We start from the raw sequence: 20,887 nt of genomic DNA, 5'->3' as shown, positions 1-20,887 counted from the left end.
CTCCTGCGTTACAACACGACCGTAACGGTTTCAGTGACATCAAAAGCGGGCTCTTCATAGGGGTGCGCACGCTTCAACGCCCTCAGCACATCGCGAATCGCCGAGGGTTCACAGAGGGTCTCCACCCGGTATTCCGGCACAATCTCCAGTCGCCCCGCTTCGCCGATAAACGGCTTTGCCTCTGCAGAAGGCCTGAACTGCCCATAGCCCAGCGTTTGCCAGCAGCAGTGCTCATACTCACCCTGCTGCCCGGCACCGGCGGCAAATACCGCATTTTTCACCGCTTCCAGGTGTGAAGCGGGTACAAAAAACACCAGCTTATACATCGGCCCTGCCATCCTGACTTGCGTAGAACTCGTCCGCGAACGCGCCCAGGCGATTCTCTTCAATCGCCTTGCGAATGCCCGCCATGTGGTTCTGATAGTACCGCAGGTTGTGGATGGTGTTGAGTTGGGCACCGAGAATCTCTCGACACTTGTCCAGATGATGCAAATAGGCGCGGGAGAAATTCTGGCAGGTGTAGCAGTCGCAATTGGCATCCAGCGGCTGGTCGCTGTAGCGATGCACCGCGTTGCGAATCTTGATCACCCCGGTTGAGGTAAACAGGTGACCGTTGCGGGCGTTGCGCGTGGGCATGACACAGTCGAACATATCCACACCGCGCATCACCGCTTCAAGAATATCGGATGGCTTGCCCACGCCCATCAGGTAACGGGGGCGATCCTGTGGCAACTCCGGAGCCAGCCCATCCAGCACTTTCAGCATTTCGTCTTTGGGTTCTCCCACCGACAAGCCACCGATGGCATAGCCATCAAAACCAATCTCCCGCAGCCCCGCCAGCGATTCACTGCGTAAATTCGGGTACATACCGCCCTGAATAATGCCGAACAACGCCGCATCATTCCCCGCGTGGGCCGCTTTGCTGCGTGCCGCCCAGCGCAGTGACAACTCCATGGACTTGCGCGCCTCGTCTTCCGTAGCCGGATACGGTGTGCACTCATCAAAGATCATCACGATATCGGAGCCCAACTCGCGCTGGACTTCCATGGAGCGCTCCGGATCCATGTAGACCTTGCTGCCATCGACCGGCGACTGGAAAGAGACACCCTCCTCGCTGATTTTGCGCAGTTTGCCCAGGCTCCACACCTGAAAGCCGCCTGAATCGGTCAGAATCGGACCTTCCCAGCCAATAAAGTCGTGCAAATCGCCATGCGCCTTCACCACTTCGGTACCGGGGCGCAGCATCAGGTGGAAGGTATTGCCGAGAATAATTTCCGCGCCAATCTCGTGAATATCCCGCGGCAACATGCCCTTGACCGTGCCGTAGGTGCCCACTGGCATAAACGCCGGCGTTTGCACCTTGCCACGCGGGAAGTCGAGTTCACCCCGGCGGGCTAAACCATCTTGCCCACTGAGAGTAAAACTCATGCGGCAATCACCACCACCTGCGCTTTGCGAACCGCTGTCACTCGTCACTGTCACGCTCCTGCTGAGAAGGAAAAACCAGCATGGCGTCGCCATAGCTGAAGAAACGGTAGCGCTCTGCCACCGCCTCCCGGTAAGCCGCCATCACGGCATCACGCCCGGCCAGTGCACTGACCAGCATAATCAGCGTCGACTCAGGCAAATGGAAATTGGTAAACAGCGCATCCACGCTTTTAAACTGGTAACCGGGGTAAATAAAAATGCGGCTGTCACCGGAGAAAGCGGCAATTTCGCCGCCCTGCGAGGCACTTTCCAGACTTCTCACACTGGTCGTCCCTACCGCAATCACGCGACCACCGCGCGCGCGGGTGGCCCGGACCTGTTCAGCGACCTGCTCAGACACTTCAATATATTCTGCATGCATCTCATGATCGCGAATATCATCAGCGCGCACCGGCTGGAAGGTACCCGCACCAACATGCAAGGTCACAAAGGCTTGCTCGACGCCTTTCTCCCGGCAGGCTGACAAAAACGCTTCGGTAAAATGCAGACCGGCCGTAGGCGCCGCTACCGCTCCGTCGCGGCTGGCGTAGACCGTCTGATAGCGCTCTTGATCCGAGGCCTCATCCTGGCGATCAATATACGGCGGCAGGGGCATATGCCCGAACTCCTCCAGCCGCGACAAGAGTGAGGCATCGAACTCCAGTTCGAACAGCGCCCCATGGCGCCCCTGCACCATCACACCGGCGTCGCTGACCTCGGCTTCGGCATCACTGGCGAGAAACAAACGGCTGCCCGCTTTGGGCGACTTGCTGGCCCGCACGTGCGCCAGCGCATGGCGCTCATCCACCATTCGCTCGATAAGTATCTCAACGCGCCCGCCACTCTCTTTCGCGCCAAAGAGGCGCGCGGGAATCACCCGAGTGTTGTTAAACACCAACAGGTCGCCTTTGCGCAGATAGCTCAGCAAATCGGGGAAGTGACGATGATGGACAGCGCCATCGCCCTCCAGCACCAACAAACGGCTACCGTCGCGCTGCTGGGCGGGATAACGGGCAATCAGCTCATCGGGCAAATCAAAGTGAAAATCGCGGCGTTGCATGGGGTCTGGAGGCATTAAGGAAAGGCCGCAAGGTTAACGGAAATCGCGCTCCGGCACCACTTTCGACCGCTAAGTCCTTGAAAGAATTGACCGCCCGATAAAGGCTGCTATAATCGCGCCCTCATCTCAGTGCCAGAGTGATGAAATTGGTAGACATGAGGGATTCAAAATCCCTTGCCTTCACGGGCGTGCCGGTTCGAGTCCGGCCTCTGGTACCATGCCTTTCCTGCGTTGCCAATGACCAGCGCTATCCTGAAAAAGCAGCCGTCGAATCACTCGTAGGTTGAAAAGATCAGTACTGACTCCGCCTCGGCCTTGCTTTCCTGACGAATCCGTTTCAGCCCTCGCGTTCTATCCGCAACTTTTGGTGCAGCAGCATTCTCACCGATGAGGTAGTAACCACTTTCGTCATCGTAGAAATGTGGCGGCAGCGAGTCGATGGGGGTTTCTTCTGCAGCAAAAACCTGCAGGCGTTCGGTGCCAAATGGTGGAGCGACTTCAAACGCCCCTAGCGACACCCAGCGATTAGCCTGTTCGGCGGAAACATACTGCACAAACTGCTCGCGACCGCGGCCGTAGCCAATCGGCAGAAGATATTGGATATCTGCATCATCCTCCCGGCTGTAACCCACCACATAGAAGTAACCGGGGCGATTCAGCTTCACCAGCAGTTCCAGTGAATCCCCTGCTTCAAAGGCCAGGTTGCGCATACCTTTATTGGTGGCCACGGCAACCGAAAAGTCACTGGAGACCGCGAACCCTTTGCGCAACAGCTGATCAAAATCTATCGAGCTCGGCTCGGTCTCATAGGAAGAATACGCCGTCGGCAGCAGGTGAATCTGTTTTACCTGCATCGTGGTGTTGCCCTGCAGGTCAATCAGTTCGTAACTGAGGTCCATGCCCTTCTCGTTCACGACATAACTGCCAAGCAGTTGATAGCGCGGTGCATGCTTGCCCAATCTGGCACCCAGCTGTGTTTCAAGCTCCTTGAGGAAGGCGCGCCCAAACGGAGTCAACTCTTGTGAGTCCTGGACAAACGGCGGCGTGACGCTCACATTCGCTTCTGCAACGTCGTCAACAATCAGCTCGGCGGCAGCGCGCAACGATGAGACATTAAAGCGCGCTGACGCCTGCCATTGCGCCACAGCCGAGGCGATATCACGGGGATTAAAGTCAGAGTCCAAGTTCAGAAAACCGGCGACGCGGCGAAGCTTTTGATAATTACTCAACGCTGTGGCCAAGGTTTTTCCAGCCGGATACTTGGCATCCGCACTTACCGACTGATAACGGGCATAATCTTCACGCAGGCCACTTTCCGCTTGCGCCAGCGCCTTCTGGTAGCGAGGCCGCGCTGCCACAGAATCAAACTCCGCCCGACATTCGTGCTCCGCACTCGTCACCGAGCAGCTGACCGGAACCTGCAAAAGAGGAATATCGGTTTCAGAGATCGAGCGCTGGGAAATACGACTACTCTCAAGAGTTTGATTAACTTCGGTTATCGATTCAACTCTAACGAACAGTTGCTGCGCCAGATCAACGTAAGCAAGCTGAACAGCTTTTTCTCTGGAATCGCCGTACCCAAGCCCAACCATGTTTTGCGCATGGCTGCTGTTAGCACAGAGCAGCGCAATCAACGCCATCCCCAATGAAGCCTGTTTTCGCTGAGCAGCCATTACCATTCTTGTCATTACCTCAAAACTAATCATATTGCCCCGTCAGCTGGAATGCGCCCCAGTAGTAGGGATGGGCGTACTGACCTGATTTCAACGCCAGTTGCGCCTGCCGCAAAGCCGCGCTCTTCCCTTGCTCCGGCAGACCTTCATAAAAAGCCTGCATTAATTGATTGGTCGCCACATCGCTCACTTTCCATAAACTGGCGACAATCGACTCAGCGCCCGCGTACAAAAACCCGCGGGTAAAGCCGATCACATCGTCACCGCCAGTGACTTCACCCAGCGCGGTCTCGCAGGCAGACAGCGTGACCAGATCGGCATTCAGCCGCAAATCAAATAACTCTGCGACCGACAACAGGCCGTCCTCTCCACCGCCCTCCGATAGCAGCAAGGCAGACGACATTGGGTCTTCTGCATTAAAAATCCCGTGCGAGGCGATGTGCAGATACCGGTATTGTTCGGCGCTGGACTTCACCAACTGCTCACTGGCGTTTTTACGCAGCAGTACATCCGTATTCGGGCGCATTTTCGCTATATTTATCGCTTCAAGTTCCGCGCCCGGTAAATCCATTTCAGGGTCATTCAAATCGGGGTTTCCCAGTACCAGCATCGACTCGGCAGTACCATCCTCGCTGCCTACCAGGAATTTCAACACTGAGGCACTGGGCAGTACACGTAGCTCAAGCTTATCGATCAGGAAAGCCTGACCGTCGTAGAGTGCCGAAAACGGGACATAATGCAGCGCAGCATGAGGCACAACCGTGAGGCGTTCGAAACCTTGTAAGCGCTCCTCAACCGGTTCGAGAATAGCCTCATACAGCTCCCGACTACTGCGCGAAAAATGGTCTGACGATGGATCCAGAAGGTCACGTCGCACGGTAGCAATCAGCGACTCCAGCCCCACCACCGTTAATTTTGCGGCTGAGACGCCCTGTTGGCTGAGCACAAAGACCCACAAGTCATCACCGTCGCCAAAGTATTCCAGCAGACCCTCACCTTCCTCCAGCATGGATTGAAGTTCAGCGATACTGGGCGAGCTTACCACGCGCAAAGACGTAAACTCCGGTGCAGCCGTATTCAGGCTTTCTTGGTACTTTCTAAGCAGTCCTCGCGTCGCTGAACGTTCAGCTTCATCATTGAGGCTTACCGACGCCAGACGATTCTCCATGTCATCAACAGAAGCAAGCAAGCTCTGCAAATCTGCACCGTTCTTTGGCGATGGCGGTGTATCACGAGAGGCAAGAAGGTCGACCAGGGCTCGCGCCTTTGCCCGCTCTGAATACTCAATGGCGCGCTCTGGCTGGTTCTCAGCTACATACAACTCGATCAAGTCTCGATACACCGACAACTTGTCACTAACAAAACCCAGCTTTGTGGTATCCAGGGACAAGCTTGAACGCTGCGCCTCCAAAATTTGTACCGCTTCGGTAAGAGCGACCTTTGCTTTATCCCGACTCCCTGCATGCAATTGAATACGGCCATATTCCTGCAAAGCGGTAAACTTCAATCCCCCGAAAACATCGATAAATGGATGTTGTAACAGCTTTTCGTAACAGGCTGCTGCGCTCTCTGCCTTCAGCTTATAAAGGGTGTGACAGAACATCGCCTCACTTTCCATGTTGGCGTAGTCCTGAAGCTTGTCCGATGTCGCTCCGGATACCGCAGAGACAAGATAGTAGGCGGGATTCAGTTTGAAAAACGCTTCATACAACAGCTTTCCACCAGCCGCCTCTTCATTGGTAATTGCTGTGTAAGCGGCCGGATAATCGCCAAGAGAAATATACGCCTTGGCAAGCCAGGCCCGCTTATCAGGCTCCATATAGCTCACCAGCCAGCCACTAACATCAAGCCCAGCCAGCTCTTCAATATATGCTCGGGACTTATCTTCAGACCCATATAGCCCTTCGTATACCGCCGCTACCCCCAACACCCTCGGTGCAACATACGCACGATAAATATCAACACTGCCGATTTTGCCATGCAGGAACTGGCCTGGAGCACCTCTTACAGCGACCAAGGCCGGCGCGAGATAAAGAGGGACCTCTTCAAGGTGAGCGCGATTAAGTGCCGCCTCGGCTTTAAGTCCATCTATCAATGCGGTGGTGTAGTCTTCCGACATATAGGTGTTGCTAAGGGCTGCCCTACTCACTAAGCGGCCATCAACAACATGATGTTCCTGTAGCTGCGAAATACAATGATCAAAACCCTTAAAATTCTGCACTTTCAGTAAATTGGTGCACAGGTTCTGAACCCCCGTCGAATGCTTCTCAGCGTAATTAAACTGGTAATTACCCTGAATAGCATTTTCACGCCCCCAATCCCCGGACAAATCAAAACTGGCGCACCCGGATAGCACAATTGCCGATATACCGAGCAACGCGCTCTTACCCCATAGCTGCATCATTTCCCCCCGACCCTCTCTCCCATTTTTTTATTCTCTCGCTTAACGAGCTGGTAGCATGATTAATCATATTGACCGGTAAGCTGGAAAGCCGCCCAGTAATATGGATGCGAATAGCCATCAGCTTTTAAAGCCAGTTGCGCCTGCCGCAAAGCCGCGCTCTTCCCTTGCTCCGGCAGACCTTCATAAAAATTCTGCATTAATTGATTGGTCGCCACATCGCTCACTTTCCATAAACTGGCGACAATCGACTCAGCGCCCGCGTACAAAAAACCTCGGGTAAAGCCGATCACATCGTCGCCGCCAGTGACTTCACCCAGCGCGGTCTCGCAAGCAGAGAGCGTGACCAGATCCGCATTCAGCCGCAAATCAAACAGCTCTGCGACCGATAGCAGTCCATCGTCCTGATCACTTTCTGATAGCAGTAAGGCTGAGGCCATCGGATCATCGGCGTTAAAAATACCGTGGGACGCAATGTGTAAGTATCGATAGCTTCCTGCACTGGCTTTAAGCAGGGTTTCGCTGGCGTTTTTGCGCAGTAATACATCGGTATCGGGGCGCATCTGGCCGAGATTAATCGCTTCAACTTGGGCTCCCGGCAAATCCATTGATGCATCGTCCAGGTCGGGATTACCCAATACCAACATACGTTGGTTATCGGCCTGCGAGTCATTGTTCAAAAACTGGAGAACCGAGGCACTCGGCAAGACCCGTATTTCGAAGTGATCGAGTAAATAACGCTCACCGTCGTACAAGGCTGCAAAGGGCAGGTAATGTAGTGTTCCATGGGGGACGACTGTCAGGCGTTTAAAACCCTGTATAGCGTCTTCTACGGGCTGCACTAGGCTGACGTATAACTGGTGACTGCTGCGTTCAAACTGGGCGGAGTTGGGGTTCTGCAAATCACTGCGCAGCACCGCCACTTGGGTGTCGAGGTTGGTGGCCGACAGCTTGGCCGCAGACACACCTTGACGGCTAAGGATAAACACCCAGAGATCGTCACCCTCGCCAAAGTATTCCAACAGACCTTCGTCCTCCTGCAAGGAGGATTGCAGTTGGGCAATACGCGGCGAGGTCACAGTCCGCAATGAGGTGAATTCCGGCGCCATTTCTTGAAGGCTGTGCTGGTACTTACGCAGCAATCCTCGGGTGACTGAACGCTGACTATCATCATTCAGATTAATCGCTGCGAGAGAGGTCTCCGCATCGTCAATAGAGGCGAGAAGTTCTTGCAGTTGATCGCTAGCTTGCGGCTCAGGTTGTGCGTCGCGGGAGGCCAACAAATCAATCAGCGCACGTGCCTTTGCACGCTCGGCGTATTCTATTGCGCGATCAGCTTGGTCTCGCGATACATACAGGGCAATCAAGTCGCGATACACCGAGAGTTTGTCATTGACGAAACCCAGCTTGGAGGTATCCAGCGATAGACTCGAACGCTGCGCCTCAAGCAGCTCAACCGCTTCGCTCAACACGCTGATGGCCGTATCGTCGTCGCCTGCGGATAGTTGTAGCCGGCCGTATTCTTGCAGTGCCGCAAATTTCAGGCCGCCAAATACATCAATAAATTCATGCTGCAATAGTTGCTGATAGCAGGACTCGGCACTTTTTGCCTTCAGCTTGTACAGGGTGTGGCACAGCATCGCTTCGCTTTCCAGACTGAAGTACCGATCCCACTTATCGGTTGATGCACCCGTCACCGCGCCCACCAAATAGTAGGCTGGGTTGAGCTTCATCATTGCCTCGTAGAGCAGCTTATCGGTCTTGGCCTCCTCATTGCTTAGCGTATTAAGCGCCGAGATATAATCTCCGATCGCAATATACCCCCTGGCCAACCATGCACGCTTTTCAGGCTCCATATAGCTAACTAACATGCTGCTCACGTCAACCGCTGATAGCTCTTGCAAATACTCCCGCGCGACATCGGGGGAGCCATACAGCCCCTCGTAGACGGCCGCAACACCGAGTACACGAGGGCCTACTTGGGCACGCCCGTGGTCAATATACTTCACTTCATTGAGGATGAAAGCGCCGGGCTGACCACGCACGGCATTAACGGCAGGGTCTAGGTACACCGGCACCATCGCAATCTGGGCACGACTCAACGCCGCTTCGGCTTTAAGGCCACTAATAAGCGCCGTCGTATAATCACGAGAACTCTGGTCGTATCCCATAGGATGCCTAGACATCAAGCGACCATCAGCAACATGATGCATTTCCATCTGTGCAATACAATGATCAAAGCCTTTGAAGTTCTGCACCTTTACGAAATTCATGCATAAATTTCGCACGCCGTTCACATGCAAATCAGCGTAATCATGCTGATAGTTTCCGGCGACCGCATTTTCGCGCCCCCACTGCCCGGACAAGTCAAAGCCCGCACAGCCGCCCATGGCAAGCAGTATGACCAACGACAGGCATTTGCTTATCCTGGCGAGTTTATTCATGCAAAACCTCATTCATTATTCTTTTAAAGCAACGATATGAATCATAGATGGATTCAGTCGTACTCGCCGGTTAGCTGGAAGGCCGCCCAATAATAGGGATGGTCATGGAAACCTCCCTTCAGCGCTAATTGCGCCTGCCGCAAGGCCGCACTCTTCCCCTGCTCCGGCAGACCTTCATAAAAATTCTGCATTAATTGATTGGTCGCCACATCGCTCACTTTCCACAAACTGGCGACAATCGACTCGGCCCCTGCGTACAAAAACCCGCGGGTAAAGCCGATCACATCGTCGCCGCCGGTAACTTCGCCCAGCGCGGTCTCGCAGGCAGAGAGCGTGACCAGATCCGCATTCAGCCGCAAATCAAACAGCTCTGCGACCGATAGCAGGCCATCGTCCTGATCACTTTCTGATAGCAATAACGCCGAGGCCATGGGGTCTTCCGCATTGAAGATGCCATGAGAGGCGATGTGCAGATTGCGGTATTGCCCTGCATTCGACTTGAGCAGGGTTTCGCTGGCATTTTCTCTGAGTACGACCTCGGCGCCCGGCCGCATTTTTGCAATATTGACGGCCTCGATTTGTGCACCGGGCAAGTCCATCGCAGGGTCTTTCAGATCCGGATTACCGAGTATTAACATCGGTTTCTCCGCAGCGCTCGGCCCGGCGTTAAGAAACTCCAATACCGAGGCACTGGGTAAAACACGCAGCTCCAGCTTATCGATCAGATAACGCTCGCCATCGTACAACGCCGCAAAAGGCACGTAGTGGAGTGGACCGTGGGGCACAACGGTCAGCCGATCAAACGCCTGCAGGCGATCCTCAACCGGAAGAATCACGCTGTTATAGAGCTGACGACTGCTGCGGTGGATCGCTGACGATGCAGGGGTCTGCAAATCGCGACGCACCGCTGCCACCATGGATGCCAGTCCATCGACGGAGAGGCTGGCGGCAGCAACGCCTTCTCGACTGAGGATAAATACCCAGAGGTCGTCACCATCGCCGAAATACTCAAGCAGGCCCTCGCCCTCTTCCAGGGCCGACTGCAGTTCCGCAATATTCGGCGATGTCACCACCCGCAGAGAGGTAAACTCCGGCGCGGTTTTGCTCAAGTTGTCCTGATATTTTCTCAACAGTCCCCGCGTTACCGAGCGCTGCGTCGTGTCACTGGGATTGACGGTCGCCAGCGATGCCTCTGTCTGCTGAATGGCCGACAGGGTCGCAGTAATGTCGTCAGTTTCTGGTGGTCGGAGTTCATGGTTTCGAGACGCAAGTAAATCGACCAGCGCTCGCGCCTTGGCACGCTCAGCATACTCCAGCGCCCGCTCAGGCTGATCTTTCTCAACAAACAGCTCGACCAGATCGTAGTACACCTCCAGCTTATCGCTGACGAAACCTAACTTGGTGCTGTCCAGCGACAAACTGGACCGCTGCGTCTCCAGAATATCGACGGCTTCCGAGAGTGCTGCCAAAGCAAGGTCGTGCTGCCCATTGCGTAGCTGCAAACGGCCGTACTGCTGCAAGGCAATAAACTTCAAACCACCAAAAACGTCGATAAACTCACCGGCAAACAGGTTTTCAAAGCAGGCGGGCGCCTCATCACGCCCCAGCTTCGCCATCGCGTGGCAATACAGGCTCTGCATTTCCACGGCAAAAAACTGATTTTCGCGATCAATGGATTTGGCCAGACCAAAGAGATGGCTCAGCGGGTTCGCATTCACGAACAATGTGCCCAGCAACTCCACCGCTTCCGAATCGCGCCCACTCATTACCAGCAACGCCGAGGGATAGTCCTCGATGGCGATATAGCCTTTGGCTATCCAACTGCGCTTTTGGGTTTCTACATAGGGCGTGATAAAGCTGTTGGTTTCCGTTGCGGAGAGTTCAACAATGAACTCGCGGGCCTTGGCTTTCGAACCGTACAAGCCTTCATACACCGCCGCCACACCAAGAACAGGAATCGCCAGCGGCCCGCGAATATTGTCACCCTCATCCAGCAGATCATCCCTGTCCTCTCCGGAATAGATCGCCAGATTGCCATTGAGCGCCTGCTGTGCCTTGGGCAAATAATGCTGCACATCCGTAATATTCGACCGGTAAAGCGCGGCCTCCGCCTTCATGCTGTTGATCAGCGCGGAGGTGTAATCCCGCGACCAGTAGATATCGGCAAACGCGTGGCGATACACCGACTCGCCATTTACCACGTGATGGGCTTCATACTGCGCAATACAGTGGTCAAAACCTCGGAAGTTGCGAACGTTGATCAAGTCGCGGCATAAGTTGATCACATGGCCGGAAGGGACACTGCTGTAATCGAGCAAGTAGTTGCCCTGCGTGGCGTTCTCATAGGCCCATTGGGCCTGCTTGACGCCTGTCGAACAGGCCGACAGCAGCATTGCAATGGCGGCGAGCGCCAGTCTCGTCATAGGTGGCTGGTGACGCATAAGACCCCACAATGGATCAAGTCCTAGTCATGCGCCAACAACATGACGCGTTAAAACAGGCGGAGGCAAGGGCTCAACATCACTGCGCCTTACTTGGCCTTTTTTACCCTGTACATCTGCTGGTCTGCAGAGTGCAGCAGTTCTTCATACGTTTTCCCATCAGCAGGGAAAACAGCGCTGCCGATAGACGCCGAAATAGCCAGCTCTCGCCCCTCGATGACCACGGGCTCGCTGAAGATCGCAGACGCACGCTTCACGACATCCGCAATCGGCGCTTGCTGGCCCATGGGAACAAGTACACAGAACTCATCGCCACCAATGCGACAACAGCTATCCGTCCCGCGAAAACACTCACGCAGACGGCGACCTATCGCCATTAACACCTCATCGCCCACATGGTGGCCATAATTGTCATTAATCGGCTTAAAGGCGTTGAGATCGAGATAGAGAATACAAAAGCCCTTCATGGCCGGATCTGCAATAAACGACTTAACTGTGTCGACGAAGAAGCGGCGATTCATCAGCCCCGTCAACGGGTCATGCTGTCCGTGGTAAACCGCCAGCGCATGTTCCGACTGAAGCTTACGGCGCAATGCCGCATTGCTGCGCTCATAGTATCCCGTTGCGAACATGGCAAGCAGTGAAGTACAGATGCAGCTAATGAAAACCCCAATCTCGCGATTCTCGGATGCCATTACATTTTCAACGGGAATCCCCAACGTTGGAGCCAGATACACCAGCGTCCAGAACACCGTCACAATGGCCAGCCACAACAAGCCCGCCAGCAGGTCTATGCTCACTGAAGCCAGCACGGGCACCACGACCAGCATGATCGTACTGGGAGCAGTAATACCGCCGGTCAGCAAGGTAACGCGCGCAATCCCCAGCGCCAGAGCGATGATAAAAAGGTTGAGCGCCAGCACCCGCTTGCCGCTTATCCAGAGTACGACGTAGGCAAGCAGCGCTCCCAGCGACAGCAGGATGCCAAAATCACGTATCAATCGCTGCCCCACTGGCTCCAGCGGAACAAGAAAATGCGTTATCGACAGGATGACGCCGCACAGAAACAGTGAAGCGAGCATGAAGAAGGAAACGTATCGACGTCGAATCAATTCAGCACTGGAGAAATTACGGGCCTGCTCGGCTGAACTACCGTTGAGCATCGTCACGAATTTCGTCATTCCCAACCCTGCACTATTGATTCTGTGGTTATTCTTGCACGGCTTACCGCTACAGGCAAAAACGCGCGACCAAGCGGGCCGCGACGACATTCCGGCGCCACAACGGCACAGGCCTGCAGGCCGCGCATTTGGGGGCGGATGCTTTGCAGGATCGCCTTCGGCGATTACACTGCTCGCCTCATTACGATTACAAACGCACAGGAATGCCGAAACATGTCGGCCGATAACGCTCAACAGGAACTGAAACGCCTCACCGCAGCACTCCAGCATACGCTGGAGCTCAGCCTGAATGTGAATGCCAGCAGCGATGAGCTTGGTGCAATGACGTCTCAGCTCAATAAACTGAACCAGGACTTGCAAGCGCACCAGGGGCAGAAGTTGATGCCCTATTACAACGCGAATGCGGGAGAACGGCTGCAAGACATCCTGCCATACGGCCCGGCTACCGGGGCGTATAATGCCTACTCCCCCGATATCGATGTTGAACTGGAAGGCAACAAAGTGGTTTCCACCGTCACTTTTGGCTGGCGCCATGAAGGGCCGCCGAACAGCGTACACGGGGGAATCATCAGCCTGCTTTTCGATCAGCTTTTGGCGTTTGCCTGCCTGAATAACAATACACCGGGGTATACCGCCTCCTTGCAGGTGAGCTACCGAAAACCGCTGCCATTGTTCCGCGAACTGCGCTTTACCACCTGGCTGGAAAACATTGGCGAGAAAAAGGTGGTAGCCCTGGGCGAGTGTTACGACGGCGATACGCTGCTGGCCTCTTCAGAAGGCCTGTTTATCCGAATTATCTAATCACAAGAAGGCCTTAGGGCACGGGGTAAAAACATGAAAACAACGGCTATGCGCGCCAGCGCATCCGCATTACTGGGCTTGGTGATCAGCCAGACACTGTGGGCAGAGGACGCCGCCAATCAGGTTTCCATGGAAGAAGTCGCCGTTACCGCCAGCCGCACCGAGCGCGACTTGAGTGATTTGAGTCAGGCGCTCAGTATTGTTGATCAATCCAGTATCGACCGCTTGGGCCACAGCCATATCAGTGAATTGCTCAATCGTATTCCCGGCGTGGTGATCAGTCGCGGCAACGGTCAGGAACACCTTACCGCCATTCGCTCGGCCGTACTTACCGGCGCGGGTAGCTGCGGCACCTTCTATTTTGCGGAAGATGGTATCCCGCTGAGAGCCCCGGGCTTCTGCAATGTAAACATGCTGTTTGACGTCAACAGCGAACAGGCCGGGCGCATCGAAGTACTGCGCGGGCCGGGCACCGCCGTCCACGGCAGTAACGCCCTCAACGGCGTCATTAACGTGATCAGTCGCGCGCCCAGCGATGAGCGCGAAACCCGCATTGCGGCAGAAGGTGGCCCCCATGACTACAGCCGCCTGAAATTTACCCACAGCGACACTGTCGGCAAACATGCCTACCGGATTAGCGCCCACGGCGAACACGATGGCGGCTATAAAGACGACTCCGGCTACGATCAGCAAAAGCTTTCCCTGCGCCACGATTATCAGGGCGAGGTGTGGAGCGTGCAGTCGCTGCTGTCGGCGGCTAATCTCCAGCAGGAAACGGCGGGCTATGTCCTCGGCAAAGATGCCTATAAAGACGACGGTCGAAAGCGTGAAAATCCCAACCCGGAGGCCTACCGCAACAGCCAGAGTTTTCGGTACTACAGCCGCTTTGAGCGGGAAGGCAGTCAAGACAGCCACTTTATTGTCACCCCCTACATCCGCTACACCGACATGGAGTTTCTTCAGCACTTCCTGCCCGGTACGCCACTGGAAGAAAACGGCGAGCGCAGCGTAGGTGTGCAAACGGCCTTTTATCAACGCAGCAGCGACCGGCTTACTCTGCACAACGGCTTTGATATGGAAATGACCCGCGCCTTCCTGAAGGAAACACAGGACGACGCCGGTTTCGGGGTATTTCCTCAAGGGAAACATTACGACTACGAAGTGGATGCCAGCTACTTTGCCTGGTTTATCGGCGGTGATTACCTAGCCGGTGACGCGACGCATATCAGCTTTGGCGCACGCTACGACATCCAATTTTACGACTACGACAACCGCATGATCAGCGGCAATACGGCGGCCGATGGCAGCCTCTGTGGTGGCGGCGCCTGCCGCTATGCCCGCCCCGACGACGACAAGGAGCGCTTCCGCAACTGGTCGTTCCATGTCGGCATGGTGCACCCGCTCAGCGACAACACCTCGTTGATTGCCAATGCGGCTCACGGCTTCCGTGCACCTCAGGCCAGTGAACTGTACCGCCTGCAGGCACAGCAACTGAATGCGCAATTGGACGAGGAATCGCTGGATACCGCAGAACTGGGCTTGCGCGGCGAGTTTTCGCGCTTCAGCTATCAGGCTTCGGTGTACTGGCTACAGAAAGACGATCTGATTATTCAAGACAGTCTGCGTCAGAATATCAATGGCGGCCGCACTGAAAGCCGGGGATTGGAGCTCGAACTACGCTGGGCAATCAGCGACTCGCTGCAGTGGCTGTTCCAAGGCAGTTATGCCAAGCACCAATATGACAATAGTGTGCTGACCAAGGAAGGCAATGAGCTGGACACCGCACCGCGACAGATCGCCAGCACGCAGCTGGTCTGGCAGGCGGCCAATGCCACCCAGCTCACCCTTGAGGCCAGTCACCAGGGGCAGTATTACCTGGAAGCCGACAATCAGTTCCGCTACCCCGGCCACACCCTGGTCAACGCGCAGTGGCGACAGCAGTACGGCGATCATGTGTACAGCATCGTGCGCGTCAATAATCTCGCCGATGTGGATTACGCCGAGCGCGCTGATTACGCCTTTGGCAATTACCGCTACTTTATCGGTGAACCGCGCAGTGTCTTCGTCGAACTGGGCGTGGATTTCTGACCTTGCTCCCCCTTCCGAGGGCGGCCTCCTGCCGCCCTCGTAGAACTACCTAAGCCCACTGCGACTTTCCCGCAGAAGCCGTGATCCAGCGCACTTTCGCGCCCAGCCCGTATAGGCCGATGCGCCGTATTCAGAAATAGTAAGCCCATGTCGCGAGCCGCTGATGTGCTCACACGGGGGGTTACCACATGAAATGTCTGATGTTGATCGTTGCGTTTACGCTGGCAAGTGGTATCGCCCGTGCTCAGGCACAAACCGACTTCAGCGGCATGCGCTTGCAGGCTGTCAGCAAGCCGCTACTGCGCTACCCACAAGTGATCATCAAAGAAAGAGAACTGCTGCCCAAGCTCAATATTCGCCACGACCGCACTAACGGCACGCTGTCGCTGCGTCACCGCAGCGGCGTGCATCTGGAAATGGGATTGAGAGGACTGGCACTCTCTGCCGAGTTCTGAACCGCGTTTCAGCCAAAGCGTGACAGGCCGACGGCCTTGCGCACCTTGTCTAACTGGGATGCAGCCTCAGCACGGGCCTTTTCCGCGCCCTTCGCCAATTCGGCATCGAGAAACGCCCCATCTTCCAGAATCTCGTTATAGCGCTGACGCGCTTCACTGATCTGGCCGTTGATCAATTCAAAGAGCTGCTTCTTGGCTTCACCCCAGGCGATACCGGCTTCAAACTCCTTGCGCATCTCCGCCGTTTGCTCCGGTGTGGCAAAAGCCTGCCAGATCTGGAACACCGTGGAGGTATCCGGATCTTTGGGTTCGCCCGGCTCCAACAGATTGGTTTTGATTTTATTGATGTGCTTCTTCAACTGCTTCTCTGGCAAAAACAGCGGAATAGTATTGCCGTAGCTCTTGCTCATTTTGCGGCCATCGAGCCCACTGAGCACCGCCACGTCGTCATCGACTACCGCTTCAGGCAGCACGAAAGTCTCACCGTAGATATGGTTGAAGCGTTGAGCGATATCCCGAGCCATTTCCAGATGTTGAATCTGGTCGCGCCCCACTGGCACCCGCTGGGCATTGAACATCAGAATATCCGCCGCCATCAGCACCGGGTAGCAAAACAGGCCCATAGTCACGCCGAAGTCAGCGTCTTCGCCCTTCTCTTCATTGTCCTGCACGGCCGCTTTGTAAGCGTGGGCGCGATTCATCAGGCCTTTGCCTGAAACACAGGTCAGCACCCACATCAGCTCGGTAATTTCGGGCACATCAGACTGGCGGTAAAAGGTCGAACGGTCGGTATCCAGCCCCAATGCCAACCAAGTGGCCGCGATCTCACGGGCTGATTGGTGAACCGCAGCCGGGTCCTGACACTTGATCAGCGCATGGTAATCCGCCAGAAAAAAGAAGCTGTCCTGCTCAGTAGACTGACTCTCGGCAATAGCCGGGCGAATAGCACCGACGAAATTCCCCAGGTGTGGTGTGCCGGTGGTGGTAATGCCGGTAAGAACCCGGTTTTTTGCCATGAGAGTGTCCTGTCTGCCTGTGAAATAAAGGCGCTTATGATACTGGCTCACCCGGCGACTGTCACCGCCGCAAGCCCGCCAGCCCGGCCAATAGCTGCCGGTATTGCGGAGCCAGCGAAGACCAGTACAACGGCGACAGCGACGGTGCGCTCAGGCCCGCCCGTCGCTTCTGTTGCTGCCACTGTTTGAGGATGGCAGCGACCGCCTGCCCTTCCCGCTGCGGTGACGCCGGTGAACTCGGGTAAAGGCAGTCGTCGGCAAACCACTGGGGATAACAGAGCCTCGCGGGCAATAGCGGCCGACAGCCCGCTGCCACCGCCTCCATCACCGACAGCCCCTGAAAATCGTGCAGCGCTGTCGACAACACCACATCTGCAGATGCCAGCAACTGACGATACGCCGCAGCGTCCTCCACATAGCCCCACTGCCCCTTGCGCAGACTTCTGCTTGCGGCCAGCAGTTGTTCAATCTGGGCGAAGGCCTCGGGTTGCTGGCGAAACTGCTGACCCACAAGATGAATATCCAACGGCAACGCCGCGGCGTCGCAGGCCTGCAAGATCGCCAACAGTTGCTCAGGACCTTTGTCGTATTCCCAGCGGTGATTCCACAGCAGCGACAATCGCTCGCCACCTTCACGCGGCGCCAGCGGCTCGGGGGCAGACAGCCCTACCGGCAGCACCTCGCTCTGTGCCAGCTTCGCCATCACTTCCTGCCGGGGACTGAAATCCGGCAGCTTGCGCAGCAACTCGTCAGCCCCCTCGAGGAAGCTGTCACGGTTATAGGCACTGTTAAACAACACTCGGTCAGCGGCCAGTGCGGTATAGAGATTGAGCATCTGCGGCTCCACACTCTGGCGCTGACGATCGCTGCCGGGATAGGCAAACTGGTTTTCATGGAAATACACCGCTGTCGGCAGGCGACACAGGGCCGGGCACAGCCCACGCAGCGCCGACAGATCGGTCATTGAGCTTGCCAACAACACATCGTAGTCGGCTTCCAGCGCGTCCCTTGCCAACATCGCCCAGCTCAAACTGTTGCCCCGCAGACGCCAACTGAAATAGCGCGGCGGCAGGGTCAGCAGCGTCCAGTCCACCTCCGGCAAGGTGGCCATCAAACCCTCTGCCCAAGCCGCATGGCTTTGGGCGTGATAGGCAGATAGCAGCAGGCAACGCATCGGCAACTCCGGGCAAAAGCGGCAGTATACGCGCTCGTTGACCCGACAGCAGCGCTGTTCTACTCTCCCGTCTCTCCCAGAAAATCGGAACCGGATAGCAATGAGTCAGTTTGAAACCCTTCGTTTTGAAAAAGCCAATGGCGTTGCCACCATCACCCTGAATCGTCCCGATGCCGCGCACAGCATTAACCTCAAAATGGGGCAAGAACTGATGCAGACCGCCATCCTCTGCGACAGCGACAGTGAGATTCGCGCCGTCGTGCTGACCGCCGAGGGCAAGATGTTCTGTGCCGGCGGCGATGTTGCCAGCTTTCACGCCGCGCAAGATAAGGCCCCGCAACTGATCAAAGATATTACCGCCCATCTGCATGCTGCCAGCAGCCGTTTTGCCCGCATGCGCGCACCGCTGATTGTCGCCGTAAATGGCACCGCAGCGGGTGCCGGTTTCAGTCTGGCAATGGCCGGTGATCTGGTCGTTGCATCGGAGAAAGCCAAATTCACCATGGCCTATACCGGCATTGCGGTCAGCCCCGATGGCGGCGCCACGGCCCTGCTGCCAAAACTGGTCGGCCTGCGCCGCGCCCAGGAACTGATTTTTACCAACCGCGTTCTGAGCGCCGACGAAGCGCTGGAATGGGGGCTGCTCACTAAAGTCGTTGCCGATGATGCCCTGACGGAAGAAGCTGGGAAGCTGGCTGCGCAGATTGCCAATGGCCCCACCGAAGCCTACGGCGAAGTCCGCCGCCTGCTGCTGGGCAGCTATGAAACCAGTCTGGAAACCCAGCTTGAACTGGAAAGCCGGGGTATTTCGCGCTGTATTGGCACGGCCGATGGTCGCGAGGGACTCGCGTCATTTATCGAGCGCCGCAAACCGGCTTTCAAAGGCGAGTAATCCGGATCGCATGCCGTCGAGAGTCCACCATGACAGCCAGCAAAGATGAGGTTGCGGCATTCATTGCCGCAGAGTTCCCGCAGAGTCACTGTCTTGTTGATGAGATTGGCGAGCTGAGTGCGACGGTATCTCTGCCGGTGGATGATGCGCACCTTCGCCCCGGCGGCACCGTCTCCGGCCCGACCCTGATGAGTGTTGCCGACTTGGCGCTCTACGTGGCCATCCTCGGGCACATCGGCATTGTGCCGCTGGCCGTCACCACCAACCTCAATATAAATTTCCTGCGTAAGCCTGCGGCGGGAAAAACCATTATCGGCCGCTGCAAACTACTGAAAGCCGGGCGCTTGCTCGCCACTGGCGAGGTCTACCTCTATTCCGAAGGTAGCGATGAACCTGTCGCGCACGCGGTGGGAACCTATGCGATTCCCCCGTCGACCAGCGCCTGACGCGCCTTAGCGCTCAGCGCACTTATAAGGCAAGCTCAGCGCACTTCTCAAGCAAGCGTAGCGCCTTTCTCAGCGCGAGTAGAACGCCGCCAAGACCTGACTCAAGCCCACCGCATCGTCACTGCCCGCCAGCTCGCGGATGGAGTGCATGGCAAAGGTCGGCACGCCGATATCCAGCGTCGCCACGCCGATGGCCGACGCGGTAATGGGCCCGATAGTGCTGCCACAAGCCATATCGCTGCGCACCACAAAACTCTGAACCGGTTGCCCCTGCTGCTCACAGAGATGACGGAACATCGCACTGGTTTCGCTGTTGGTGGCATAGCGCTGGTTAACGTTGATTTTGATCACCGCACCCTGATTAAGCAGCGGGCCGTGATTGGCGTCGTGGCGATCACTGAAATTGGGGTGGATGCCGTGGGCATTGTCCGCCGAGATCATGGTGGAGTGCGCAATCGCTCGCTGCCAACGGCTTTCATCCCCGGCAATGCGGCGCAGCGTCGACTCCAGCATCGGTCCCTGAGCACCGCTGCTGGACATACTGCCCACTTCTTCGTGGTCATTGCAGACCAACACACTGTGCTTGTCGGCAGGGGCCAGCAACAGCGCCTGCAAACCGATAAAACAAGACAGCAGATTATCGAGCCGCGCACTGGCGATAAACTCGCGATTAAAACCGACCAGTGCCGCGCCCTGCACATCATAGAAACTCAGTTCGTAATCCAACACCGCCTCGACATCGTCACAGCCCTGCTCTGCCAACAGATTTTTCAGCAGGGCTTTGAAGTCAGGCGCAGACTCCGCCTGACTGATTAACACCGGCAGGTCGGTCTGCGGGTTCACTGTGCGGTTGTTGTTCGCCTCGCGATCCAGGTGAATCGCCAGGCTCGGCACGATGCCGATGGCGCGATCGGTATTGAGCAAAGCACTGCGCAAACTGCCGTTGCTGCTGCGGTAGCTGACCCGGCCAGCCAGACCAAGGTCGCGGTCAAACCAGGGGTTGAGCAGCGCCCCACCGTATACTTCCACACCCAACTGAAAATAGCCTTTGCGATGCAGAACCGGGTTGGGTTTCACCTTCAGACAGGGACTGTCGGTATGGGCGCCCACCATATGCCAGCCGGATTCAGCCACATCACTTTTGCCGACCCGAAACGCCACCACCGAAGAACCATTGCGCAGACAGAAATAGCCCTTACCCGCTTCCAGCGCCCAATCCTGACGTTCATCCAACTCGATAAATCCCGCTTCCCGCAGCGCCTCCGCCATGTTGGCCGACGCATGGAACGGCGTCGGACTGGCATCGAGGAAAGCAATGAGTTTGTCATTAAACGCGTGTTTATCCATG

At 56.1% G+C, this 20,887-nt stretch carries 16 protein-coding genes and 1 tRNA gene; 6 read left to right on the top strand and 11 right to left on the bottom strand.

The genetic code is table 11. The features are described from left to right. Nucleotides 1-8 precede the first annotated feature (8 nt). Genes G411_RS0116685 through queA form a run of 3 tightly spaced genes read right to left on the bottom strand, consistent with a single transcriptional unit; the run spans nt 9 to nt 2,527 of the window. The gene (locus tag G411_RS0116685) at nt 9-326 is read right to left on the bottom strand and encodes a YqfO family protein (RefSeq protein WP_022960352.1); all 318 of its coding nucleotides are present in this window, start codon (nt 324-326) and stop codon (nt 9-11) included. After that, entirely contained in the window at nt 319-1,428 is a 1,110-nt protein-coding gene (gene tgt / locus G411_RS0116680) for a tRNA guanosine(34) transglycosylase Tgt (RefSeq protein ID WP_028968548.1), read from the bottom strand. The genes G411_RS0116685 and tgt overlap by 8 nt, the downstream gene beginning before the upstream one ends. Before the next feature lie 37 nt (nt 1,429-1,465). After that, entirely contained in the window at nt 1,466-2,527 is a 1,062-nt protein-coding gene (gene queA, locus G411_RS0116675) for a tRNA preQ1(34) S-adenosylmethionine ribosyltransferase-isomerase QueA (RefSeq protein WP_028968547.1), read from the bottom strand. Nucleotides 2,528-2,658: 131 nt separating this feature from the next. Here queA and G411_RS0116670 point away from each other — a divergent pair. Further along, a tRNA-Leu gene (locus G411_RS0116670) sits at nt 2,659-2,745 on the top strand. Between the two features lie 54 nt (nt 2,746-2,799). Here the strand turns inward: G411_RS0116670 and G411_RS0116665 are convergent. The 5 genes from G411_RS0116665 to G411_RS21675 form a co-directional block, all read right to left on the bottom strand. Beyond that, nucleotides 2,800-4,200, bottom strand: coding sequence for a DUF4384 domain-containing protein (locus tag G411_RS0116665; protein ID WP_022960349.1), 1,401 nt, complete (start codon nt 4,198-4,200; stop codon nt 2,800-2,802). Between the two features lie 25 nt (nt 4,201-4,225). Continuing rightward, complete coding sequence (locus tag G411_RS0116660; RefSeq protein WP_022960348.1) at nt 4,226-6,604, bottom strand: CHAT domain-containing protein; 2,379 nt, start codon at nt 6,602-6,604, stop codon at nt 4,226-4,228. Between the two features lie 59 nt (nt 6,605-6,663). After that, the gene (locus G411_RS0116655; protein ID WP_169530732.1) at nt 6,664-9,045 is read right to left on the bottom strand and encodes a CHAT domain-containing protein; all 2,382 of its coding nucleotides are present in this window, start codon (nt 9,043-9,045) and stop codon (nt 6,664-6,666) included. A gap of 53 nt (nt 9,046-9,098) precedes the next feature. After that, nucleotides 9,099-11,468 carry a CHAT domain-containing protein gene (locus G411_RS0116650; protein WP_028968546.1) on the bottom strand — a complete coding sequence of 790 codons (2,370 nt, stop codon included), beginning with the start codon at nt 11,466-11,468 and terminating at the stop codon, nt 9,099-9,101. Between the two features lie 107 nt (nt 11,469-11,575). Then, nucleotides 11,576-12,667, bottom strand: coding sequence for a GGDEF domain-containing protein (locus tag G411_RS21675; protein WP_022960345.1), 1,092 nt, complete (start codon nt 12,665-12,667; stop codon nt 11,576-11,578). 213 nt (nt 12,668-12,880) lie between these two features. Here G411_RS21675 and G411_RS21670 point away from each other — a divergent pair, with 213 nt between their 5' ends. From G411_RS21670 to G411_RS0116630, 3 genes are all read left to right on the top strand, one after another. Next, complete coding sequence (locus G411_RS21670; RefSeq protein ID WP_022960344.1) at nt 12,881-13,468, top strand: PaaI family thioesterase; 588 nt, start codon at nt 12,881-12,883, stop codon at nt 13,466-13,468. Between the two features lie 33 nt (nt 13,469-13,501). Next, nucleotides 13,502-15,556 carry a TonB-dependent receptor gene (locus tag G411_RS0116635; RefSeq protein WP_022960343.1) on the top strand — a complete coding sequence of 685 codons (2,055 nt, stop codon included), beginning with the start codon at nt 13,502-13,504 and terminating at the stop codon, nt 15,554-15,556. Between the two features lie 188 nt (nt 15,557-15,744). Beyond that, nucleotides 15,745-16,011 (top strand): hypothetical protein, encoded by a 267-nt coding sequence (locus G411_RS0116630; protein ID WP_028968544.1) that lies wholly within the window; start codon nt 15,745-15,747, stop codon nt 16,009-16,011. A gap of 8 nt (nt 16,012-16,019) precedes the next feature. Here the strand turns inward: G411_RS0116630 and G411_RS0116625 are convergent, their stop codons facing one another. Together G411_RS0116625 and G411_RS0116620 are read right to left on the bottom strand one after the other, a co-directional pair. After that, nucleotides 16,020-17,027 (bottom strand): tryptophan--tRNA ligase, encoded by a 1,008-nt coding sequence (locus tag G411_RS0116625; protein WP_022960341.1) that lies wholly within the window; start codon nt 17,025-17,027, stop codon nt 16,020-16,022. A 61-nt stretch (nt 17,028-17,088) separates the two neighbouring features. Further along, a complete protein-coding gene (locus G411_RS0116620; RefSeq protein WP_022960340.1) occupies nt 17,089-18,201 on the bottom strand; it encodes a tRNA-queuosine alpha-mannosyltransferase domain-containing protein in 1,113 nt (370 codons plus the stop codon). A 100-nt stretch (nt 18,202-18,301) separates the two neighbouring features. On the opposite strand from G411_RS0116620, the gene G411_RS0116615 reads away from it, so the two are divergent. Together G411_RS0116615 and G411_RS0116610 are read left to right on the top strand one after the other, a co-directional pair. Further along, the gene (locus G411_RS0116615) at nt 18,302-19,093 is read left to right on the top strand and encodes an enoyl-CoA hydratase/isomerase family protein (protein ID WP_022960339.1); all 792 of its coding nucleotides are present in this window, start codon (nt 18,302-18,304) and stop codon (nt 19,091-19,093) included. Between the two features lie 29 nt (nt 19,094-19,122). Beyond that, entirely contained in the window at nt 19,123-19,539 is a 417-nt protein-coding gene (locus G411_RS0116610; protein WP_022960338.1) for a PaaI family thioesterase, read from the top strand. 69 nt (nt 19,540-19,608) lie between these two features. Here the strand turns inward: G411_RS0116610 and G411_RS0116605 are convergent, their stop codons facing one another. After that, a complete protein-coding gene (locus G411_RS0116605; RefSeq protein WP_022960337.1) occupies nt 19,609-20,886 on the bottom strand; it encodes a M18 family aminopeptidase in 1,278 nt (425 codons plus the stop codon). Nucleotide 20,887 lies beyond the last annotated feature (1 nt).

Source organism: Spongiibacter tropicus DSM 19543 (assembly GCF_000420325.1).
Lineage (GTDB): Bacteria > Pseudomonadota > Gammaproteobacteria > Pseudomonadales > Spongiibacteraceae > Spongiibacter > Spongiibacter tropicus.
This window is presented reverse-complemented; position numbering and strand designations above follow the sequence as displayed.

Coding starts and splice junctions, on each gene's coding strand:
- G411_RS0116650 (WP_028968546.1), bottom strand. CDS start 11,468: ATGACGAGACTGGCGCTCGCCGCCATTGCAATGCTGCTGTCGGCCTGT.
- G411_RS0116655 (WP_169530732.1), bottom strand. CDS start 9,045: ATGAATAAACTCGCCAGGATAAGCAAATGCCTGTCGTTGGTCATACTG.
- G411_RS0116620 (WP_022960340.1), bottom strand. CDS start 18,201: ATGCGTTGCCTGCTGCTATCTGCCTATCACGCCCAAAGCCATGCGGCT.
- G411_RS0116610 (WP_022960338.1), top strand. CDS start 19,123: ATGACAGCCAGCAAAGATGAGGTTGCGGCATTCATTGCCGCAGAGTTC.
- G411_RS0116635 (WP_022960343.1), top strand. CDS start 13,502: ATGAAAACAACGGCTATGCGCGCCAGCGCATCCGCATTACTGGGCTTG.
- G411_RS21675 (WP_022960345.1), bottom strand. CDS start 12,667: ATGACGAAATTCGTGACGATGCTCAACGGTAGTTCAGCCGAGCAGGCC.
- G411_RS0116665 (WP_022960349.1), bottom strand. CDS start 4,200: ATGGCTGCTCAGCGAAAACAGGCTTCATTGGGGATGGCGTTGATTGCG.
- G411_RS0116630 (WP_028968544.1), top strand. CDS start 15,745: ATGAAATGTCTGATGTTGATCGTTGCGTTTACGCTGGCAAGTGGTATC.
- G411_RS0116625 (WP_022960341.1), bottom strand. CDS start 17,027: ATGGCAAAAAACCGGGTTCTTACCGGCATTACCACCACCGGCACACCA.
- tgt (WP_028968548.1), bottom strand. CDS start 1,428: ATGAGTTTTACTCTCAGTGGGCAAGATGGTTTAGCCCGCCGGGGTGAA.
- G411_RS0116660 (WP_022960348.1), bottom strand. CDS start 6,604: ATGATGCAGCTATGGGGTAAGAGCGCGTTGCTCGGTATATCGGCAATT.
- G411_RS21670 (WP_022960344.1), top strand. CDS start 12,881: ATGTCGGCCGATAACGCTCAACAGGAACTGAAACGCCTCACCGCAGCA.
- queA (WP_028968547.1), bottom strand. CDS start 2,527: ATGCAACGCCGCGATTTTCACTTTGATTTGCCCGATGAGCTGATTGCC.
- G411_RS0116605 (WP_022960337.1), bottom strand. CDS start 20,886: ATGGATAAACACGCGTTTAATGACAAACTCATTGCTTTCCTCGATGCC.
- G411_RS0116615 (WP_022960339.1), top strand. CDS start 18,302: ATGAGTCAGTTTGAAACCCTTCGTTTTGAAAAAGCCAATGGCGTTGCC.
- G411_RS0116685 (WP_022960352.1), bottom strand. CDS start 326: ATGTATAAGCTGGTGTTTTTTGTACCCGCTTCACACCTGGAAGCGGTG.